The following is a 16,323-nucleotide window of genomic DNA, read 5'->3' as shown; positions in this document are numbered from 1 at the left end:
TGTCCAGGTTCCCGCATTCCCTGACGAGATCCGCCACAGAGTGACCGAGCACCTGTTCGGCCCCCCGGGCGTAGAGAAAGGCCTTCAATGCCTTCTCAGCCGCCTGCTGGCGAAGAAAACATGCGAGGTTATAGCGCCTGCCAGCCAGGCTGTACTCGGCGTCGCTCAGGTCGCGTTCGGCCTGCCTGCGGCATGGCCGCCGGCCTTCGGCTCGAACTACAGGCGCTTCAGCAGGCGCCCCGGTGCAGGCGCTTCGAGCGCGCACCCACGGCTCCGCCGTGGGTACCCGGCCCGCGCAATCCGGGGGGGAGGTGGCGGAAGGGGGGCGAAAGCCCCCCTCCGAGATTGACTCGGGCCTCGCCTCGTGGCTGTCCTCGCCTGCGGCTCGTCCGAAGCCCCTCGGCTCGCACTACAGGCGCTTGAGGAGCCACTGCGGCGTGAGGCTGATCGCGTAGGAGTTGAGGACGACGAAGTAGTTGGTGAGGACCAGGAGCCCGACGACGACCAGGAGGACCCCTGCCACGCGCTCCACCACGCCGATGAACGGCCGGTACTGCTTCAGGAAGCGGAGGAATCCGCCGAGGGCCAGCGAGGAAAGGAAGAACGGGAGCGCGAGCCCCCCCGAGTACGCCAGGAGCAGGCCCACGCCCTTCAGGACCGTGTCCGAGGTGCCGGCCAGCGAGAGGATCGAGCCCAGGATCGGCCCCACGCACGGCGTCCAGCCGACCGCGAACGTCACGCCCACCAGGAGCGAGCCGGCGTAGCCCGCCGGCTTGGTCTTGAACTGGAGCTGGAGCCCGCGGGCGAGCCACCGGATCTGGAGCACGCCCGCGATGTAGAGACCGAAGAGGACGATGAGCGCGCCACCGATCCGGCGGATCCACTCGCGGTAGTCGAGGAGGAGCTGGCCGGCGGCGCTGAACGAGGCGCCGAGGGCGACGAAGACGGCGGAGAAGGCCACCACGACTCCCAGCGACTCGCCCAGCCCCATGTCGTCAGCTCTGCTTCAGCAGGGACTCGACGAAGGCGTGGGCAGCTTTCGAGTCCCAGTTCCGGGGCCCCAACGCGAGTGCGACCAGGTTCCCCTTCTTGTTCACGAAGTAGCTGGCGGGCAACGCCCGCACTCCGTACTTCTCGGCCACGGCCATCTTGGGATCGAGCCCGACGGGATAGGTGAGCTTGTGCTCCTTCACGAAGGGCGTGACGACCGGCGCCCCCTCCGCGTCGATCGAGACCGCCAGTACGACCAGCCCCTGGTCCTTGAAGCGCTGGTAGAGGCGCTCCATGGAGGGCATCTCTTCCTTGCAGGGCGGGCACCAGGTGGCCCAGAAGTTCAGGAAGACCACCTTGCCCCGGTAGCTGGAGAGCTTCAGCGACTTGCCGTCCGGAGTGGGAACCGTGAAGTCGCGCGCCGTCTGGACGCGCTTCGGCCTGATCAGCTCGAGTTCCTTGAAGGGATCCTCCGAGCCGGCCGCGCGCGCACCGAGGATCAGGATCAGGAGGCAGAGGACTGCGCCGACTTGAGCGGGCATGAACGTAACTATACGCGAAGGCGCACTCAGGCGCCAGAACGGGCCTGTGCGACGAGTCGCCAGACGGTCAGGGCGCACTCGAGGAGCGCCTCCCGGTTCAGCGGGGAAACCAGCGCGTACGCCTGCTCCCCCTGAGTCCAGAGGACCACCTCCGCCCCCTTGACCTCGGCCACGTAGAAGCGCGACTCTCCCACCGGGATCCAGCCGTCCGCGGGGAGCTCGAACCCGCGGTGGGCGAACGCGAAGAGCGAGATGAGGTTGCGCCCCTTCTCGTAGAGGAGGTACGCCACCTCGCGGTCCGACAGGGAGGAGAGCCGCGCCCCGACGAGCCGGATCCCGGACGGGGAGAAGTCAGGAACGGCGACCTGGAAGCGGACGCGCCCCCGGAACCAGCCCGCCACGGTATCCCGGCTGGCGCTGACGAACTCCGCCGGCGTGTCCAGGCGCGAGTACATCTGGTGCTGGGCCACCAGCTCCGTCACCACGGGCGGCAGCGACGGACCGCGCGGCGCGCGGAGGCCGAAGGCGAGGGCCACGAGGAGGACCGCCGCCACGGGCAGCGCGGCCCAGCGCAGCGGGCGGGCCGTCAGAGTGCGGTACGCGGCGCGGTAGGCCGGCCGGGCGTCGGCGTCGAGCGCGCTCCTGATCCGGGCGCGAAGCTCGGGGGGCACCGCCACGCGCGGCAGCCGCGTCTTGACCAGCGCGCGCAGCTCCCGCTCTTTGGCGTAGGCCCACTGGCAGGGCATGCAGAACGCCAGGTGGTCCTGGGCGTCCAGCGCGCGCGCCACGTCGAGCTCGCGATCGAGATAGACGTCAAGACACGCCCGAAGCTCCTCGCAGGTCACGCGTCCCTCCTCATGCCCTTCCGCTCACGGGACGACGCCACGAGCGTCTTCCGCAGCAGCTGGCGGCCGCGGTGGAGACGGGACATGACGGTCCCCACCGGCACGCCCAGGATCTGGGCGATCTCCTTGTACGAGAACTCCTCGACGTCGGCCAGCAGAACCGCCTCCTGGAACGTTACCGGCATCGCCTCGAGCGCGGACACGAGGTCGCCGTCGAGCACATGCTTCAAAAACTCCTCCTCCGGGTTGGCGATCGTAGCCATGACCTCGGGGGAGCTCGCCCCGGCGTGGTCCAGGCTCCCCTCGTCCAACTCCAGAAGCTCCCGGCTGTCGCGCTTCACCCGATTGACGAACGTGTTGTGGAGAATGGCGAACAGCCACGCCCGGCAGTTGGTCCCGGGGTCGAACTGATCGAAGTGCCTGAACGCCCTGAGGTACGTCTCCTGGACGAGGTCCTCGGCCCGGCTCGGGCTCCGGCAGAGCCGCAGCGCCATGTGGTAGAGCTGGTCGAGGTGGACCAGCGCGACGTCCTCGAACTCCTTCCGCCAATCCCGGGTAGCCACGCTTCGTCTTTATAAACAATTGAAATCGATGTTCTATTCCCTGCCCGGTCAGCATAGCACGCCCCGTCGCCGGGCAACACCGGGGCTCCTCCGATGAGCGCCGCGACAGCATGGCCGCCGGGGCTTCGGGCGCGCCGCGCGCCTTGCCCGCTCCAGGCTTGACTGGGCGGCCCGCCGAGCATATAAAGGGCCAGCAAGGTAGCCTCAGGATTCTCCAACCGGCGCTGATCAAGGAGGGCGATACGCCTATGGAAGAGCACGAACTGAGAGACATGCTCCACCGGGTCAAGACCGGTCGGCTCAGCCGGCGCGCCTTCATGCGGACGATGCTGGGGTTGGGGCTGACCGGCCCCATGGTTGCCCAGATGCTTGCCGCCTACGGCATCCCGGCCCAGGCCCAGCCGCGGGCCGCCTTCACCCCGACCCGGCGGGGGGGCGGGGGCAAGCTTAAGGTCCTCTGGTGGCAGGCTCCCACCCTCCTGAACCCCCACTTCGCCACGGGCACCAAGGATCAGGACGGCTCCCGGGTCGTCCACGAGCCCCTGGCGGCTTTCGATCCCGACGGCAACGTGATCCCTGTTCTCGCCGCCGAGATCCCGAGTATCGCAAACGGCACACTTTCGAAGGACGGGTTGTGGGTGACCTGGCGGCTCAAGAAGAACGTGGTCTGGCATGACGGCAAGCCCTTCACCGCCGCCGACGTGATCTTCAACTGGGAGTACTCCGCGGACCCCGCCAGCTCAACCACCACCATCGGCTCCTACCGCGACATCCAGCGCATCGAAAAGCTCAGCGACCATGAGGTGAAGGTGGTCTTCAAGGACCCGACGCCGTTCTGGTACGACGCCTTCTGCGGGAACCGTGGCCAGATGATCCCCAAGCACCTCCACGAGCCGTTCAAGGGCGCCAAGTCGCGCGAGGCCCCGTACAACACCAAGCCGGTGGGCACCGGCCCGTACAAGATCGTGGACTTCAAGCCCGGTGACGTGGTCCGCTACGAGATCAACCCCAACTACCATGTCGCGAACCGCCCCTTCTTCGACCAGCTCGAGCTGAAGGGCGGCGGCGACGCCGTGTCCGCGGCCCGCGCGGTACTCCAGACGGGCGAGTACGACTACGCCTGGAACATGCAGGTGGAGGACGAGATCCTGAAGCGCCTGGAGCAGGCCGGGAAGGGGCGCGTTGAAATCTATCCCACGGGGAATATCGAGCACATCCAGTGTAACCAGACGGACCCCTGGACCGAGGTGGACGGCGAACGGTCAAGCGTCAAGGTGCCCCATCCCTTCCTGACCGACCCGAAGGTGCGCGCGGCCTTCAACCTCCTGGTGGACCGCGCCTCCGTCCACGAGGAGATCTACGGCCGGCAGGGCCAGACCAGCGCCAATTTCCTCAACGCCCCGCCGCGCGTTCAGTCCAAGAACACCCGCTGGGAGTTCAAGATCGAGAAGGCCAATCAGCTCCTGGACGAGGCCGGCTGGAAGCGCGGGCCGGACGGGATCCGCGTCAAGGACGGCAAGCGCCTCAAGGTCGTCTACCAGACCTCGATCAACGCGCCGCGCCAGAAGACCCAGGCCATCGTCAAACAGGCCTGCGCCAAGGCGGGGATCGAGGTGGAGCTGAAGTCCGTGGTGGCCTCTGTCTATTTCTCGTCGGATCCGGCCAACCCCGACACCTACCGTCACTTCTATACGGACCTGCAGATGTATACGACCACGATGGGCGCGCCGGACCCCCAGCTCTACATGGAGCAGTTCGCCTCCTGGCAGATCGCCTCCAAGGCAAACAAATGGTCGGTCACCAACGTGACCCGGTGGCGCAACGACGAATATGACAAGCTCTGGAAAGCGGCCGAGAAGGAGATGGACCCGGTCAAGCGCGCCGCCCAGTTTATCAGGATGAACGACCTGGTCATCCAGAACGTAGTGGTCGTCCCCGTCCTCTGGCGGAACGGCGTGGCGGCGGTGACCGCCAAGCTGAGGGGCCTGGACCTTACCGGCTGGGACTCGAACTTCTGGCACCTGGCCTACTGGTACAAAGAGGCGTAGCACGGACCGGGAGGGCCGGGATCGCCCGGCCCTCCCACGCTGATGTACAAGTACGTCCTCCGGCGCCTCCTCCAGGCGATCCCGCTCCTCTTCGGAATCAGCCTGGTCCTCTTCGCGATCCTGGCCCTGGCGCCCGGCGACCCCTTCGAGGAGCTCGCCACCAACCCCAACGTCCCCGCGGAGGTCGCCCAGCGCCTCCGCGCTCAGTTCGGGCTCGACGACCCGCTGCCGATCCGGTACGTGCGCTGGCTCGTCTCGATGCTGAAGGGCGACTGGGGCTACTCCTTCGTGAGCCGCGTCAACGTCGAGACCCTGATCCTCCAGCGGCTCCTGACCACGCTCTACGTCCTCGGGATGGCCAACCTGCTCGCCGTCCTGATCGCGCTCCCGGTGGGCATCTACTCGGCGGTCCGCCCCTACTCGCTCTTCGACCAGATCGCCACGACCCTGGCCTTCATCGGCTTCTCGCTCCCCACCTTCTTCACCGGGCTCCTCTTCATCCTCTTCTTCTCCATCTACCTGGACTGGCTCCCGTTCATCTACCGCGCCGACATCGACGCGACGGGCTTCCGCTGGGTCCTGGAGCATCTGAAGCAGGGGATCATGCCGATCGCCGTCCTCGGGCTCTTCGAGGGCGCCTCGCTCACGCGCTTCGTCCGCGCCGCGGTCCTGGTGGTGATCCAGCTGGATGACGTCAACACGGCGCGGGCCAAGGGGCTCAGCGAACGGCTTACGATCGGCAAGCACGTCGTCCGGAACGCTCTGATCCCGGTGGTCACCCTCGTCGCGCTCCAGATGCCGCTCATCTTCACCGGGGCGGTCATCACCGAGCAGATCTTTCGCGTGCCCGGGATCGGGTCGCTCCTGATCGCCTCCATCCTCGCCAGCGACACCCCCGTCGTGATGGCCATTACCTTCGTCTACTCGGCGCTCGTGGTGATCTTCAACCTCGTCGCCGATATGGTCTATGGCTGGCTCGACCCCCGCATCTCCTACCGCTGAGCTCCTGGCGGGACGCGCCATCGTCCTGGCGCCGTCGCGCTCGCAGTCCCTCTGGGCGGAGGGCTGGCGCCGCTTCCGCCGACACCGGCTCGCGATGTTCGGCGCGGTCATCCTGCTCGTGATGACGGTCGGAACCCTGGCGGGGCCGCTGGTCTACCGGACACCCATCGACGCGATCGACTTCAAGGCCAAGCTCAAGGTGCCGAGCCCGGCCCACCCGCTGGGGACGGACGACCTGGGGCAGGATCTCCTGGCGCGGTTGCTCTACGGCGGGCGGATCTCGCTCGCGGTCGGCGTGGCGGCCATGGTCATCGCCATCACGCTGGGGACCTTCGTCGGTGCCGTGGCCGGCTATGTCGGCGGGGCCCTGGACAACGTCTTGATGCGCCTGACCGACCTCTGCCTCTCGCTTCCCCAGCTGCCCTTGCTCCTCCTGATCGTTTACCTCTTTCGGGACCCGGTCCGGAAGACCTTCGGGCCCGAGGTGGGGATCTTTCTCCTGATCGTCACGGTGATCGGGAGCCTCAGGTGGATGCCCGTGGCGCGCCTGGTCCGCGCCTCGTTTCTGTCGATCAAGGAGAAGGAGTTCGTGGAGGCGGCCCGCTGCCTCGGCGTGCCTCCCTGGCGCCAGATCGTCCGCCACATCCTCCCGAACGCTCTCGGACCAGTCATCGTCGCAGCGTCACTCGGGGTCGGCACCGCGATCATTGCGGAGTCCTCGCTCTCGTTCCTGGGGCTCGGGTTCCCCCCCGACATCCCAACCTGGGGGCGGATTCTCTTCGACGCCAAGGACAACCTCGACATCGCGCCCCACTGGGCCCTCTTCCCCGGCACCGCCATCTTCCTCACCGTGCTCTCCATCAACTACATCGGGGACGGGCTTCGGGATGCCCTGGATCCCAGGAAAGTGCTCTAGCAGGAGGCTCTCGTGACAACTGACCTCTGCTTCGCGCCCGCAACCACGCTGGCTCGCCTGATCCGTCAGAAGAAGGTCTCGCCCCTGGAGGTCGTGCGCGCCGTGCTCGAGCGGATCGAGCGCGTGAACCCGAAGCTCAACGCCTACTGCACCGTTGTCCCTGACCTCGCGCTCAAAGCCGCGCGACGCGCCGAGAGCGCCGTGATGCGAAGGCAAGGGCTGGGACCGTTGCACGGGATCCCCGTCTCGATCAAGGACCTGGTTCCCACCGCCGGCATCCGCACGACCTGGGGCTCCAAGATCTACGAGCACCACGTCCCCGAGGAGGATGGCCTGATCGTCCAGCGCCTCAAGGCCGCCGGAGCCATCGTGCTCGGCAAGACCAACACCCCCGAGTTCGGCGCCGGCGCCAACACCACCAACGCGGTCTTCGGCCCAACGCGCAACCCGTGGAATCCCGCGCTGACGTGCGGCGGCTCGAGCGGCGGCGCCGCGGTCGCCCTGGCGACAGGGACGGGGCCGCTCGCCCAGGGGTCGGACCTGGGCGGCTCCCTGAGAATCCCCGCAGCCTTCTGCGCGGTCGTGGGCTTCAGGACGACGCCCGGCCTCGTCCCCATCTACCCCTCGCCGCTCGGCTGGGACACGTACTCCGTCCAGGGGCCGATGGCACGCACCGTCGCCGATACCGCGCTCATGCTCGCTGCCATCGCCGGTCCCGACGCGAGGGCCCCGATCTCGTACGAGGTGGACACCCGAGAGTTCGCGAAGGCCGTGAGGGCCCCGTCGGTCAAAGGCCTCCGCGTTGCCTGGAGCCCGGATCTGGGCATCGCGCCAGTTGAGCGCGAGGTCAGGCGCGTCGCCGAGGCCGCGACGAAGGTCTTCGCCCGTCTCGGCGCCCGCGTCGATGAGGCTCACCCTGACTTCAGCGGGGTTCAGGAGATCATCCGGGTGAGCCGCGGGATCAGGATGGCGGCGCTCCACGCCGAAAAGCTCCCGAAGTGGCGGGACGTCATGAACCCCAACCTGGTCTGGAACATCGAGGAGGGGCTCAAGCTCACCGCCGAGGATATGGCGCGGGCCGAAACGCTGAGGACCGAGCTCTGGGATCGGGTGAGGCAGTTCTTCGCGCGCTACGATCTGACATTGAGCCCGACGGTCGCCGTGAAGCCGTTTCCCGTGGAGGTCTCCTATCCCAAGGAGATCGACGGTCGACCGACGGCGAACTACATCGAGTGGGTGCTCCCGACCTACGCCTTCACGATCGCGGGACTTCCCACCATCTCGGTCCCGGCCGGCTGGACCGCCGACGGCCTCCCCGTCGGCCTCCAGATCGTCGGACGCTGGCGGGCTGAAGCTTCGGTGCTGCGCGCAGCCGCCGCCTTCGAGGCCGCCGCCCCCTGGGCCGACCGTATCCCGCCGGTCTAATCAGGCGGCGGCGAAGGCGAGGAGCAGCTCGGTGTACGTGCGGACGCCCGCGCGCACGTTCTCGAGCGAGATCCGCTCGTCGTTGCCGTGGACGCGGTGGAGCTCCCCCTCGTCCGTGACGAAGGGGGCGAAGCCATAGGCCTGAACGCCGTGCCGGCGGAAGACCCAGTTGTCGGTGAACCCGGCCAGCACAAGGGGGAGGACGACGGCGCGGGGCTCGCGGCGCCGGATGGCGTCGCCGAGCGCCTTGTAGAGCGCCGTGTCCGGCGGGGAGAGGTTGGGAACCTTGGCGGGTTGGACCGGCTCGACCGTCACCTGATCGTCGGCGACCACCTTGCGGACCCACGCGAGGACCTCGTCCGGGTCGTCGCCCGCCAGGAGCCGACAGTCGATCTCGGCCACCGCCTCGGGGGGGATCACGTTGCGCTTCTCGCTCGCCCTGAGCATGGTGACGGCGAATGTCGTGCGCAGCATCGCCGCCCGGTGGGGATCGGAGAGGAACTTCTCCCTGAAGGCCGGGTCGCTGAGCGAGGCGTCAAGATCATCCCAGCCCCGTCGCTCTGACTCGGGCAGGAGCGTGGCGAACCGTGAGAAGTACTCCTGGATCTCGGGAATGACCCGGAGCGGCCGCTCGGCGGCCAGCAGGCGGCCCAGGGCCCGGATCAGGCGGTTCACCGACGTGTCGGGCCACGGCATGGACCCATGGCCCGGGACGCCCCGCGCGGTGAGCCGGATCGGAAAGCCGGTCTTCTCCGAGATGCTGACGTCGCCGGCGCAGCCGTTCCACCCGGCCTGGGTGTGGATTCCCCCGAACTCGCCCAGCGAGTACTCGACGCCGTCGATCAGTTGGGGGTGTTGCTCCGAGAGGAACAGGGCCCCGTAGCGGCTGCCCGCCTCCTCGTCGGCGGTCGCGAGAAGCACGACGTCTCGCTTCAGCCTGACGCGGGCGCGCCTGAGAGCGAGGACCGCTATCACCTGGAGGATGCCCACCGACTTCATGTCGAGGGCGCCGCGACCGTAGAGGAAGCCACCCTGGGTCACCCCGCCGAAGGGATCCACGCTCCAGTAGCGGCGGTCGGCGTAGACGACGTCGATGTGGTGGTGGAGGAGGATGGGGCGCTCGCTGCCGTCCCCCGCGAGCCTGGCGATCAGGTTCCCACGCCCCGGCGCCGACTCGATCAGCCGGCTTTCGATCCCGTCACGGGCGAGGAGGTCGGACAGGAAACGCGCGCCCGCCGTCTCGTTGCCCGGCGGGTTGGTGGTGTCGATCCTGAGGTAGTCGGCGAGAACCTGGACCGCCTCCTCGCCCAGAGCGGTCCAGTCCAAGCTCGGCGCGGGCGGCACGCTACTCCTGGCCCTGGAGCAGGAGCTTCACTACCTCCGGCGCGATCTCCCGGGCGCGCTGGTCCAGCTCGGCCTCGGCCAGGTTGGCGATCGGGTGCGGCATCATAAGGAATTTGTAACGCGGCACACCCCAGGTCTCGGCCATGGCCCGCCCGGTCGCCTCGAAGACGTCGGTCACGATTGACGCGGAGGGAACGCCCCGCTTCTCGAAGAAGATTCCGTCGAGCACACTGCCCGACGAGCAGGACCCTCAGTCCCCGATCCCGGCGACCATGACGTCGCAGGACGCGGACAGCTCGTCGAGGATCTCCTGATGGGCAGGCACGCTGGAGTTGTGCTTCCGCCAGATCCGAGCCTCGGCGCCGCCGTACTCATCCTGGAGGATCTTCCCGATCTTCAGGAGGAGCCTGTCCGAGTTGTGCTTGGTGTTCTCGACGAGCCCGATCCGCTTCCCCTTCAGCGAGTCCGGCCGGGCCACGTACGTGATCGGTTGCTCCTTCGGGTCGGTGGTGGGATCGAAGACCTCGAGCTTGGCCATCATGCCCTCCTTCTAGTTGAGTCGGAGGGGGGCTTCGCCCCCCTTCCGAACCTCCCCCCAAATGGGTTGCGCCGGCCGAGCCGGCGCTCGAACCGCGCTTATTCCGACAGCCACCTTCTAGGCTCGAATGAGCTTGGTCACGGCCTCGCTGGTGCGCTTGCCGCCCCAGCCGGGAATGTACGCCGAGAAGGCGCCGGCGCGGCCGCCGGCGGCCACCACCAGGATGTCCTCCGGCGAGGGAACCAGCGCGCGCACGGTCGTCTCGTCCTCCGGTTTGATCGGGCCCACAACCCGGTGAGTCCGCTTCAGGTGGGCCACGGAGTTGTGGGTGTGCTCGAAGACGAACTTCCGGATGTCGGCCTTGGACCACCCGTCCGCCGCGATGATCCGCATGTGTTCGCCGGCCAGCACGACGACATACTGGGACTGCCCTCTGGCGTTGCCCGAGATCCTCATGTCGTCACACAGCGTGGTGAGGACACCCTCGGCCGTGTTGGAGAGCTGGTTGTAAAACTGGTGGGGTGCCTCGGCCGCCATCACAGTCACCGCGCTCTGCTCAGGGCTGAACCCGCGCTCGACGTGAAGCGGAGGCCAGGGGCTGTCCCCCTCATTCTCGGCGATCACATAGGTGAACTTGCCCGCATGGCCCAGGGTCGACCGGTCCAGCCTGCCCGGCAGAGTGCCGATCACGTTGCGCATGTCGAGCCGTTCGGCGCGGCCGATGGTCGCGTTGGCACGCCAGCCCGGGCCGAAGAGGTTGTCCCCCGAGTTCATCTGAAGCCTCGGGGCGATGGGGCCGTTGACGATCATCAGGACGGCGGCGCCGCCGGTGGAGGTTCCGGGTCCGTGGTAGCACCACCTGGGGTCCCCGATCGCTTCGATAGCAGCCACCACCACCGGCATGGACTCGGGCTTGCACCCCGCCATGACCGCGTTGATCGCGACCTTCTCGGCAGTCACCGCGGTCTGGCGGTTCGTGATGAAGGTGATCTCATGGTCGGGCTCGAGGCCCACTGCCTCGAGCATGGCCCGGATCCGCTCCTCCGTGGGCGGCACCACGGGAAGGCCGTCCGTCCACCCTTTCTCGAAGTAGAGCTCGATCGCCTCGAGGGCGTCCTCCACCGTGTAGCGACGTGACGTCAGTCCAGAACGGAGCATCCTTGCGTCCCCTCTTTTGCCGATCACCCTATCACTTCAGCCGCACCGGTTGCAATAGCCTGTCGGGCAGGTTTATTCTGACGAGTGCTCTCCCGACCTGGACGAAAAGGAGGAAACCGAGAACATGAAAGCCATCCGAGTGCACCAGTACGGCGGACCCGAGGTGATGAAGCTGGAGGAGCTGCCCACCCCCGGGCCGGGGGCGGGGCAGGTACGGGTGAAGCTGGAAGCCTGCGGGGTGAACTTCATGGACATCTACCAGCGGAGCGGCCTCTACAAGGGCGCGCTTCCCCTCGCCGTGGGGGTCGAAGGCACGGGGACCGTGGAAGCCGTGGGTCCGAACGTGACCGACGTGAAGGTGGGCGACCGGGTGGCCTGGACCGGGGTCCCCGGCTCGTATGCCACGCACAACCTCATCCCTGCGGATCGGCTGGTGGTCTTGCCCGCGAAGCTCAGCTTCCAGGACGGGGCCGCGGCCATGCTCCAGGGAATGACGGCCCACTACCTCTCCCACTCGACCTACCCGCTCAAGCCCGGCGACAGCTGTCTCGTCCACGCGGCCGCGGGCGGCGTGGGGCTCCTCCTCTGCCAGATGGCCAAGATGCGCGGAGCGCGGGTGATCGGCACGGTCTCGACCGAGGCCAAGGCCAAGCTCGCGCGGGAGGCCGGCGCCGACGCGGCGATTCTCTACACCCAGCAGGACTTCGAGGCCGAGGTGAAGCGGCTCACCGGCGGGAAGGGCGTCAACGTCGTCTACGACTCGGTGGGAAAGGACACCTTCGACAAGAGCCTGAGCTGCCTGGCGCTTCGGGGCTATATGGTGCTCTTCGGCCAGTCGAGCGGCCCGGTGCCGCCCTTCGACGCCCAGGTGTTGAACGCCAAGGGTTCAGTCTTTCTCACCCGGCCAAGCCTCAACCATCACACGGCCACGCGCGAGGAGCTCCTGAAGCGCACCGGTGACGTACTTGGCTGGATCGCCGACGGAAAGCTCAGGCTGCGGGTTGAGCGCACCTACCCGCTGGGGGAGGCGGCCGAAGCCCACAGGGCGCTGGCCGGTCGCCAGACCACCGGGAAGATCGTCCTGCTTCCGTAATCGCATCATCGCATCCCTCTCAGGCGGAAACCCGCTCCCCACCCCGGGCGGGCTCCCGCATCAGCGAGGCGGTGACAAAGGCCAGAGCCTGGATCGCGCCGGCGACGACGAAGGCCGCCGGGAAGCTCCCGGTCACGTCCACGACGCGACCCAGGAGCACCGGGATCGTCAGGCCCCCGATGAAGCAGAACGTGTTCGCCACGCTCGTCGCCGTGCCCGCGAGCTCTCCCGGAAACAGCTCCACCACCATCACGAAGGGGGTGATCATCCCGCCGAGGACGATGCCGGTGGCCAGCGAGACCGCCGCCGCCCCCCAGAGCGAGAGTCCCGGCACCACCCAGGCGAAGACCAGGCTCACCAGGCAGCTCGAGGCCTGGCTGAAGAGAAAGACTCCCTTCCGCCGACCGAGCCGGTCCGTGAGGAAGCCCGCGACGGGCCAGGAGACAATGCTCCCCGCCGTGAGGAGGCTCGTCACGAAGCCCGCCTGGGACTGCGAGAGCGCCAGGTGCTTGACGAGGAACGCGGGCATCCAGGTCACCAGGCTGAAGTAGGCGCCGTAGAAGAGCAGCACCGTGATATTGAACGGCCAGAGGGCTCGGGTCGCGAGGACCTGCCAGAGCGGGCCGAGCGTGCCGCGAAGCGGGAGATGGTGGCCAGGAACCTCCCCGGCGGCGCTGCGCGAGCCGCTACCCTCGACGCCCCGGATGAAGAGGACGATCAGGGCGAGAGTCAGGAGCACGGGGAGGAGCGTGGTCGCGTAGCCGATGCGCCAGCCCCAGAGCTCCGCCAGGAACGGGATGACCAGGAGCGCCAGGGTGCCGCCCAACCCGCCCCCGGCTGAGAGGATGCCCGTCACGCGGCCGCGCTCGCGGGCGGGGAACCACTCGCTGATGAGCCGCATGCTCGGGACCCACACCGCAGCCGCGCCCAACCCCACCAGGGCCCGGGACAGGAGGCTTTCGCCGTAGCCCCGGCTCAACGGGAAGGCTACGACGCCCAGCGCGAGGAGGGCCATGAACACGATCATGACCCGGCGCGAGCCCCACCGGTCCGCCAGGAGTCCGATCGGGATCTGGGCCACCGTGTACGTGCAGAAGTACGCGGTCATGATCGTGCCGGCGGCGGCGTACGTGAGTCCGAGGTCGGCGACGAAGGTGGGAATCAGCGGCGCAAAGCCGACCCGGTGGACATGGACCTGCATGAAGGCGAGCGTCGAGACGGCGAGGATCACCCACCGGGAGGAAGGCATGCTCCCGCCTTGTAGCACGCGCCCCCGGTCCCGTCAACGGTGCCGGTCGGCGGGGAGAAGCGAAAGGAGAAACGCGAGGGACGCGACGCCGGCTGCGACGCGGAAGGCGGCGTGGAAGGCGTCGAGGAAGCTCCCGCTCCCCGCTCCGAAGACGGCGCTCGCGACGCTCACCCCCGCGACCACACCGAGCGTCCGGCTCATCAGGATCATCCCGCCGGCCCCACCCGCTTGGGTTGCGGGGAAGCGCGCCATCAGCAGGTTCATGTTCGGGACCTGAAAGACGCCGAGGCCGAGGCCGACCAGGGCCAGGGCCAGAGCCACCTCGGCCAGCGCGCTCTCCCGCTCGAGCCGGCTGATCATGAAGAGCCCCGCGCTCTCGGCGCCGAGGCCGAGGGCGAGCAGCGGCCGGCTCGAGAAGCGGTCGGTCGCCCAGCCGCTGAGGGGTGCGGCCACGGTCATCCCGACGGGAGCCAGCATGAAGAAGAGGCTGCCCGCGGTCGCCGAGAGCCCGAGCAGGTCGAGCAGATAGTAGGGGACGAGGAGCCAGACCGCGAACTGGGCGAGGTTAGCGAGGAAGGCGAGGCCATTGGCCAGGAGCACTGGAGGCCGGAGGATCGCGGGGAGGCCGATGAGATGCCAGCCCGCCTCGCCGTGACGCACGCCGCGGAGCGCGGGGAGGGCGCCGAGAGCGAGGGCCAGGGCCAGCGGAGCACGGAAGAGATAGACCCAGCGCCAGCCGAGCGCGTCCACGAGCAGACCGCCGATCACCGGGCCGACGGCGAAGCCCGCCCCCATCCCGGCGGTGAAGATCCCGAGGCCGCGCCCCCGATCGTCCGCGGGAAGCGCGAGCGTGACGAGCGCGGGCGCCGTCCCGTAGACCAGCCCGCCGCCCACGCCCTGGGCGACGCGGAACGCCAGGAACCAGCCGTAGCTCGGCGCCACGCCACAGGCGACGAGGCTCGCGGCGCTCAGCCAGAGCCCGGAGGCGAACACCCGGGGGTGCCCAACGCGGTCGGCGAGCGAGCCCCCGGCGTAGGACATGAGCGCGTAGGCCAGGACGTAGGCGATCACGACCCACTTGATGGAGGTCGGGCCGACCCCGAAGGCCTCGGACATGGCGGGGAAGGCGATGTTGACGGCGGAGTCGAGCGAGACGACGAGCGCGCCGAGCGCGGACACGGCAGGGACCATGCCGTCAGTTCTGCCACACCCTGCCGCCCGTGAAAAGGCCTGACCTGGCCCGCGCCTTGACCGGGCGGGCCGCGGGGGATAGTGTGAACCGGCGGCAGAACATCGAGAACCCAGGGGAGGCCGTCATGGACGTCAAGCCGGGGGCGGTCGCAGAGGTCGAGGTGCTCGTCACGCGCGAGCGGACCGCGGACGCGATGGGGAATCGCGGCGTCATGGTCTTCGCGACCCCGTTCCTTCTCGGCCTCCTGGAAGACGCGGCGGGGGCCGTCATCCAGCCGCATCTCCCGCCGGGGGCCACCACGGTGGGGACCATGGTCGAGATGCGACACCTGGCGCCGACGCCGGTCGGGATGAAGGTGCGGGCCCGCGCCGAGCTCCTAGAGACCGACGGCCGGCGCTTCCTCTTCAGCGTCGAGGCCTTCGACGAGGCGGAGAAGATCGCCGAGGGGAAGCACGAGCGCTTCATGATCCCGAGCCTGGAGAAATTCCTGAGCCGCGCGATGACGAAGGGAAAGCCGGGTAGCTAGGGAACCCGGAGGGGGGCTACGCCCCCCTTCCGGACCTCCCCCCAGGATGGGTTGCGCCGGCGGAGCCGGCGCTCGAACGCGCTCACTCGGATAGGCGCCTAGCCGGACGGGACGAAGGCTCAGGCAGAGGTCCCGAGAGTCCCGGCCCGACGTAGTCCCTCAAGGCATCGCGCGTGGAAGGAAAGGCAAGCTCATCCCACGGAATTTCCTCGGGCCTCATCCAGGCCAGCTCGGCGATCTCGTGGTTGGGCGCGGGACGGCCGCCGGCGACCTGGGCCCGGTACACGACGACCACCACCGGCGCGCCCGGGTAGGAGTAGACGCCGACGAGACCATCGAGCGTGATGATGAGCCCCGTCTCCTCCAGCGTCTCGCGGAGCGCCGCGGCCGGCACGCTCTCCCCCCACTCGACGAAGCCGCCCGGGAACGTCCACTTCCCCTTCGAGGGCGCGATGTTTCGGCGAACGAGGAGGATCCGGCCGTCCCGCGCCGGGATCGCCCCCGCGACGACCTTGGGGTTCAGGTAGAAGACGAAGCCGCACCCCGAGCACACCGCCTCCTCCTTCTGGTCGGGCGGCAACGGCCGTCGGACGAGCGCGCTGCCGCAGAGGGGGCAGAAGCGAATCGTCCCGGGCCCGAGCTGGGGGGGCGAGGCGGAATCCACGCGAGGATTCTAGCACGCGGTCGGAGTAATCGCCTTCGAGCGCGGGCGCCGCCCGCGCAACCAACTCGGGCCTCGCCTCGTGGCTCATTTACTCCGGCCTCGCCTCGTCGCTGGCGCAGGCGATGAAGCTGCCTGCGCCGAAGCGCCTCGGCTCGAACTGCCACGCCTGCGGCTCGTCGGCAGCCCCTCGGCTCGAACCACCATTCCTGGGGGAGGCCTCGGAGGGGG

18 protein-coding genes are annotated in these 16,323 nt (G+C 68.5%); 6 read left to right on the top strand and 12 right to left on the bottom strand.

The genetic code is table 11. The features are described 5' to 3' along the window. The 5 genes from HY726_02425 to HY726_02405 all read right to left on the bottom strand — a co-directional run. Window positions 1-265: HEPN domain-containing protein (locus HY726_02425; GenBank protein MBI4607848.1), on the bottom strand; the 265-nt coding region annotated here is incomplete at its 3' end. A 144-nt stretch (window positions 266-409) separates the two neighbouring features. Next, window positions 410-991 carry a cytochrome c biogenesis protein CcdA gene (locus tag HY726_02420; GenBank protein ID MBI4607847.1) on the bottom strand — a complete coding sequence of 194 codons (582 nt, stop codon included), beginning with the start codon at window positions 989-991 and terminating at the stop codon, window positions 410-412. 4 nt (window positions 992-995) lie between these two features. Next, window positions 996-1,532: a TlpA family protein disulfide reductase gene (locus HY726_02415; protein ID MBI4607846.1), complete on the bottom strand. Its 537-nt coding sequence runs from the start codon at window positions 1,530-1,532 to the stop codon at window positions 996-998. Between the two features lie 26 nt (window positions 1,533-1,558). Further along, window positions 1,559-2,377 (bottom strand): anti-sigma factor, encoded by an 819-nt coding sequence (locus tag HY726_02410; GenBank protein MBI4607845.1) that lies wholly within the window; start codon window positions 2,375-2,377, stop codon window positions 1,559-1,561. Further along, on the bottom strand, window positions 2,374-2,940 hold the full coding sequence (locus tag HY726_02405) for a sigma-70 family RNA polymerase sigma factor (GenBank protein ID MBI4607844.1): 567 nt from the start codon (window positions 2,938-2,940) through the stop codon (window positions 2,374-2,376). The genes HY726_02410 and HY726_02405 overlap by 4 nt, the downstream gene beginning before the upstream one ends. A gap of 248 nt (window positions 2,941-3,188) precedes the next feature. Here HY726_02405 and HY726_02400 point away from each other — a divergent pair, with 248 nt between their 5' ends. From HY726_02400 to HY726_02385, 4 genes are read left to right on the top strand one after another with little or no spacing between them, the layout of a single operon-like run. After that, window positions 3,189-4,988, top strand: coding sequence for a peptide ABC transporter substrate-binding protein (locus tag HY726_02400; protein ID MBI4607843.1), 1,800 nt, complete (start codon window positions 3,189-3,191; stop codon window positions 4,986-4,988). A 42-nt stretch (window positions 4,989-5,030) separates the two neighbouring features. Then, window positions 5,031-5,990: an ABC transporter permease gene (locus HY726_02395; GenBank protein ID MBI4607842.1), complete on the top strand. Its 960-nt coding sequence runs from the start codon at window positions 5,031-5,033 to the stop codon at window positions 5,988-5,990. Continuing rightward, window positions 5,956-6,906: an ABC transporter permease gene (locus HY726_02390; protein ID MBI4607841.1), complete on the top strand. Its 951-nt coding sequence runs from the start codon at window positions 5,956-5,958 to the stop codon at window positions 6,904-6,906. Before HY726_02395 ends, HY726_02390 begins: the two co-directional genes overlap by 35 nt. A gap of 12 nt (window positions 6,907-6,918) precedes the next feature. After that, complete coding sequence (locus tag HY726_02385) at window positions 6,919-8,331, top strand: amidase (protein ID MBI4607840.1); 1,413 nt, start codon at window positions 6,919-6,921, stop codon at window positions 8,329-8,331. Here the strand turns inward: HY726_02385 and HY726_02380 are convergent, their stop codons facing one another. The 4 genes from HY726_02380 to HY726_02365 all read right to left on the bottom strand — a co-directional run bounded on the left by HY726_02380 (window position 8,332) and on the right by HY726_02365 (window position 11,371). After that, window positions 8,332-9,675: a M20/M25/M40 family metallo-hydrolase gene (locus HY726_02380; protein ID MBI4607839.1), complete on the bottom strand. Its 1,344-nt coding sequence runs from the start codon at window positions 9,673-9,675 to the stop codon at window positions 8,332-8,334. It lies immediately after the preceding gene. A gap of 1 nt (window position 9,676) precedes the next feature. Then, window positions 9,677-9,904: a hypothetical protein gene (locus tag HY726_02375; GenBank protein MBI4607838.1), complete on the bottom strand. Its 228-nt coding sequence runs from the start codon at window positions 9,902-9,904 to the stop codon at window positions 9,677-9,679. Window positions 9,905-9,925: 21 nt separating this feature from the next. After that, window positions 9,926-10,216 carry a hypothetical protein gene (locus HY726_02370; GenBank protein ID MBI4607837.1) on the bottom strand — a complete coding sequence of 97 codons (291 nt, stop codon included), beginning with the start codon at window positions 10,214-10,216 and terminating at the stop codon, window positions 9,926-9,928. A 114-nt stretch (window positions 10,217-10,330) separates the two neighbouring features. Then, window positions 10,331-11,371, bottom strand: coding sequence for a hypothetical protein (locus HY726_02365; GenBank protein ID MBI4607836.1), 1,041 nt, complete (start codon window positions 11,369-11,371; stop codon window positions 10,331-10,333). Window positions 11,372-11,495: 124 nt separating this feature from the next. On the opposite strand from HY726_02365, the gene HY726_02360 reads away from it, so the two are divergent. Then, window positions 11,496-12,464 (top strand): quinone oxidoreductase, encoded by a 969-nt coding sequence (locus HY726_02360; protein MBI4607835.1) that lies wholly within the window; start codon window positions 11,496-11,498, stop codon window positions 12,462-12,464. Window positions 12,465-12,483: 19 nt separating this feature from the next. On the opposite strand, the gene HY726_02355 is transcribed toward HY726_02360, so the two are convergent. Beyond that, a complete protein-coding gene (locus HY726_02355) occupies window positions 12,484-13,713 on the bottom strand; it encodes an MFS transporter (protein ID MBI4607834.1) in 1,230 nt (409 codons plus the stop codon). Window positions 13,714-13,746: 33 nt separating this feature from the next. Further along, complete coding sequence (locus tag HY726_02350) at window positions 13,747-14,904, bottom strand: MFS transporter (GenBank protein ID MBI4607833.1); 1,158 nt, start codon at window positions 14,902-14,904, stop codon at window positions 13,747-13,749. 125 nt (window positions 14,905-15,029) lie between these two features. Between HY726_02350 and HY726_02345 the strand changes: the two genes are divergently transcribed. After that, on the top strand, window positions 15,030-15,431 hold the full coding sequence (locus tag HY726_02345; GenBank protein ID MBI4607832.1) for a thioesterase family protein: 402 nt from the start codon (window positions 15,030-15,032) through the stop codon (window positions 15,429-15,431). 82 nt (window positions 15,432-15,513) lie between these two features. Here the strand turns inward: HY726_02345 and HY726_02340 are convergent, their stop codons facing one another. Next, window positions 15,514-16,095, bottom strand: coding sequence for an NUDIX hydrolase (locus tag HY726_02340; GenBank protein ID MBI4607831.1), 582 nt, complete (start codon window positions 16,093-16,095; stop codon window positions 15,514-15,516). Window positions 16,096-16,323: the final 228 nt, after the last annotated feature.

Source organism: Candidatus Rokuibacteriota bacterium, from assembly GCA_016209385.1.
In the GTDB taxonomy this organism is placed as follows: domain Bacteria; phylum Methylomirabilota; class Methylomirabilia; order Rokubacteriales; family CSP1-6; genus JACQWB01.
The sequence above is the reverse complement of the archived record's forward strand: the minus strand, read 5'-3'. Positions and strand labels throughout refer to the sequence as shown.

Bases quoted from the DNA above. Each gene is read 5' to 3' on its own strand.
- HY726_02345 (MBI4607832.1), top strand. From the start codon at position 15,030: ATGGACGTCAAGCCGGGGGCGGTCGCAGAGGTCGAGGTGCTCGTCACG.
- HY726_02420 (MBI4607847.1), bottom strand. From the start codon at position 991: ATGGGGCTGGGCGAGTCGCTGGGAGTCGTGGTGGCCTTCTCCGCCGTC.
- HY726_02370 (MBI4607837.1), bottom strand. From the start codon at position 10,216: ATGATGGCCAAGCTCGAGGTCTTCGATCCCACCACCGACCCGAAGGAG.
- HY726_02390 (MBI4607841.1), top strand. From the start codon at position 5,956: ATGGCTGGCTCGACCCCCGCATCTCCTACCGCTGAGCTCCTGGCGGGA.
- HY726_02400 (MBI4607843.1), top strand. From the start codon at position 3,189: ATGGAAGAGCACGAACTGAGAGACATGCTCCACCGGGTCAAGACCGGT.
- HY726_02365 (MBI4607836.1), bottom strand. From the start codon at position 11,371: ATGCTCCGTTCTGGACTGACGTCACGTCGCTACACGGTGGAGGACGCC.
- HY726_02415 (MBI4607846.1), bottom strand. From the start codon at position 1,532: ATGCCCGCTCAAGTCGGCGCAGTCCTCTGCCTCCTGATCCTGATCCTC.
- HY726_02355 (MBI4607834.1), bottom strand. From the start codon at position 13,713: ATGCCTTCCTCCCGGTGGGTGATCCTCGCCGTCTCGACGCTCGCCTTC.
- HY726_02350 (MBI4607833.1), bottom strand. From the start codon at position 14,904: ATGGTCCCTGCCGTGTCCGCGCTCGGCGCGCTCGTCGTCTCGCTCGAC.
- HY726_02360 (MBI4607835.1), top strand. From the start codon at position 11,496: ATGAAAGCCATCCGAGTGCACCAGTACGGCGGACCCGAGGTGATGAAG.
- HY726_02395 (MBI4607842.1), top strand. From the start codon at position 5,031: ATGTACAAGTACGTCCTCCGGCGCCTCCTCCAGGCGATCCCGCTCCTC.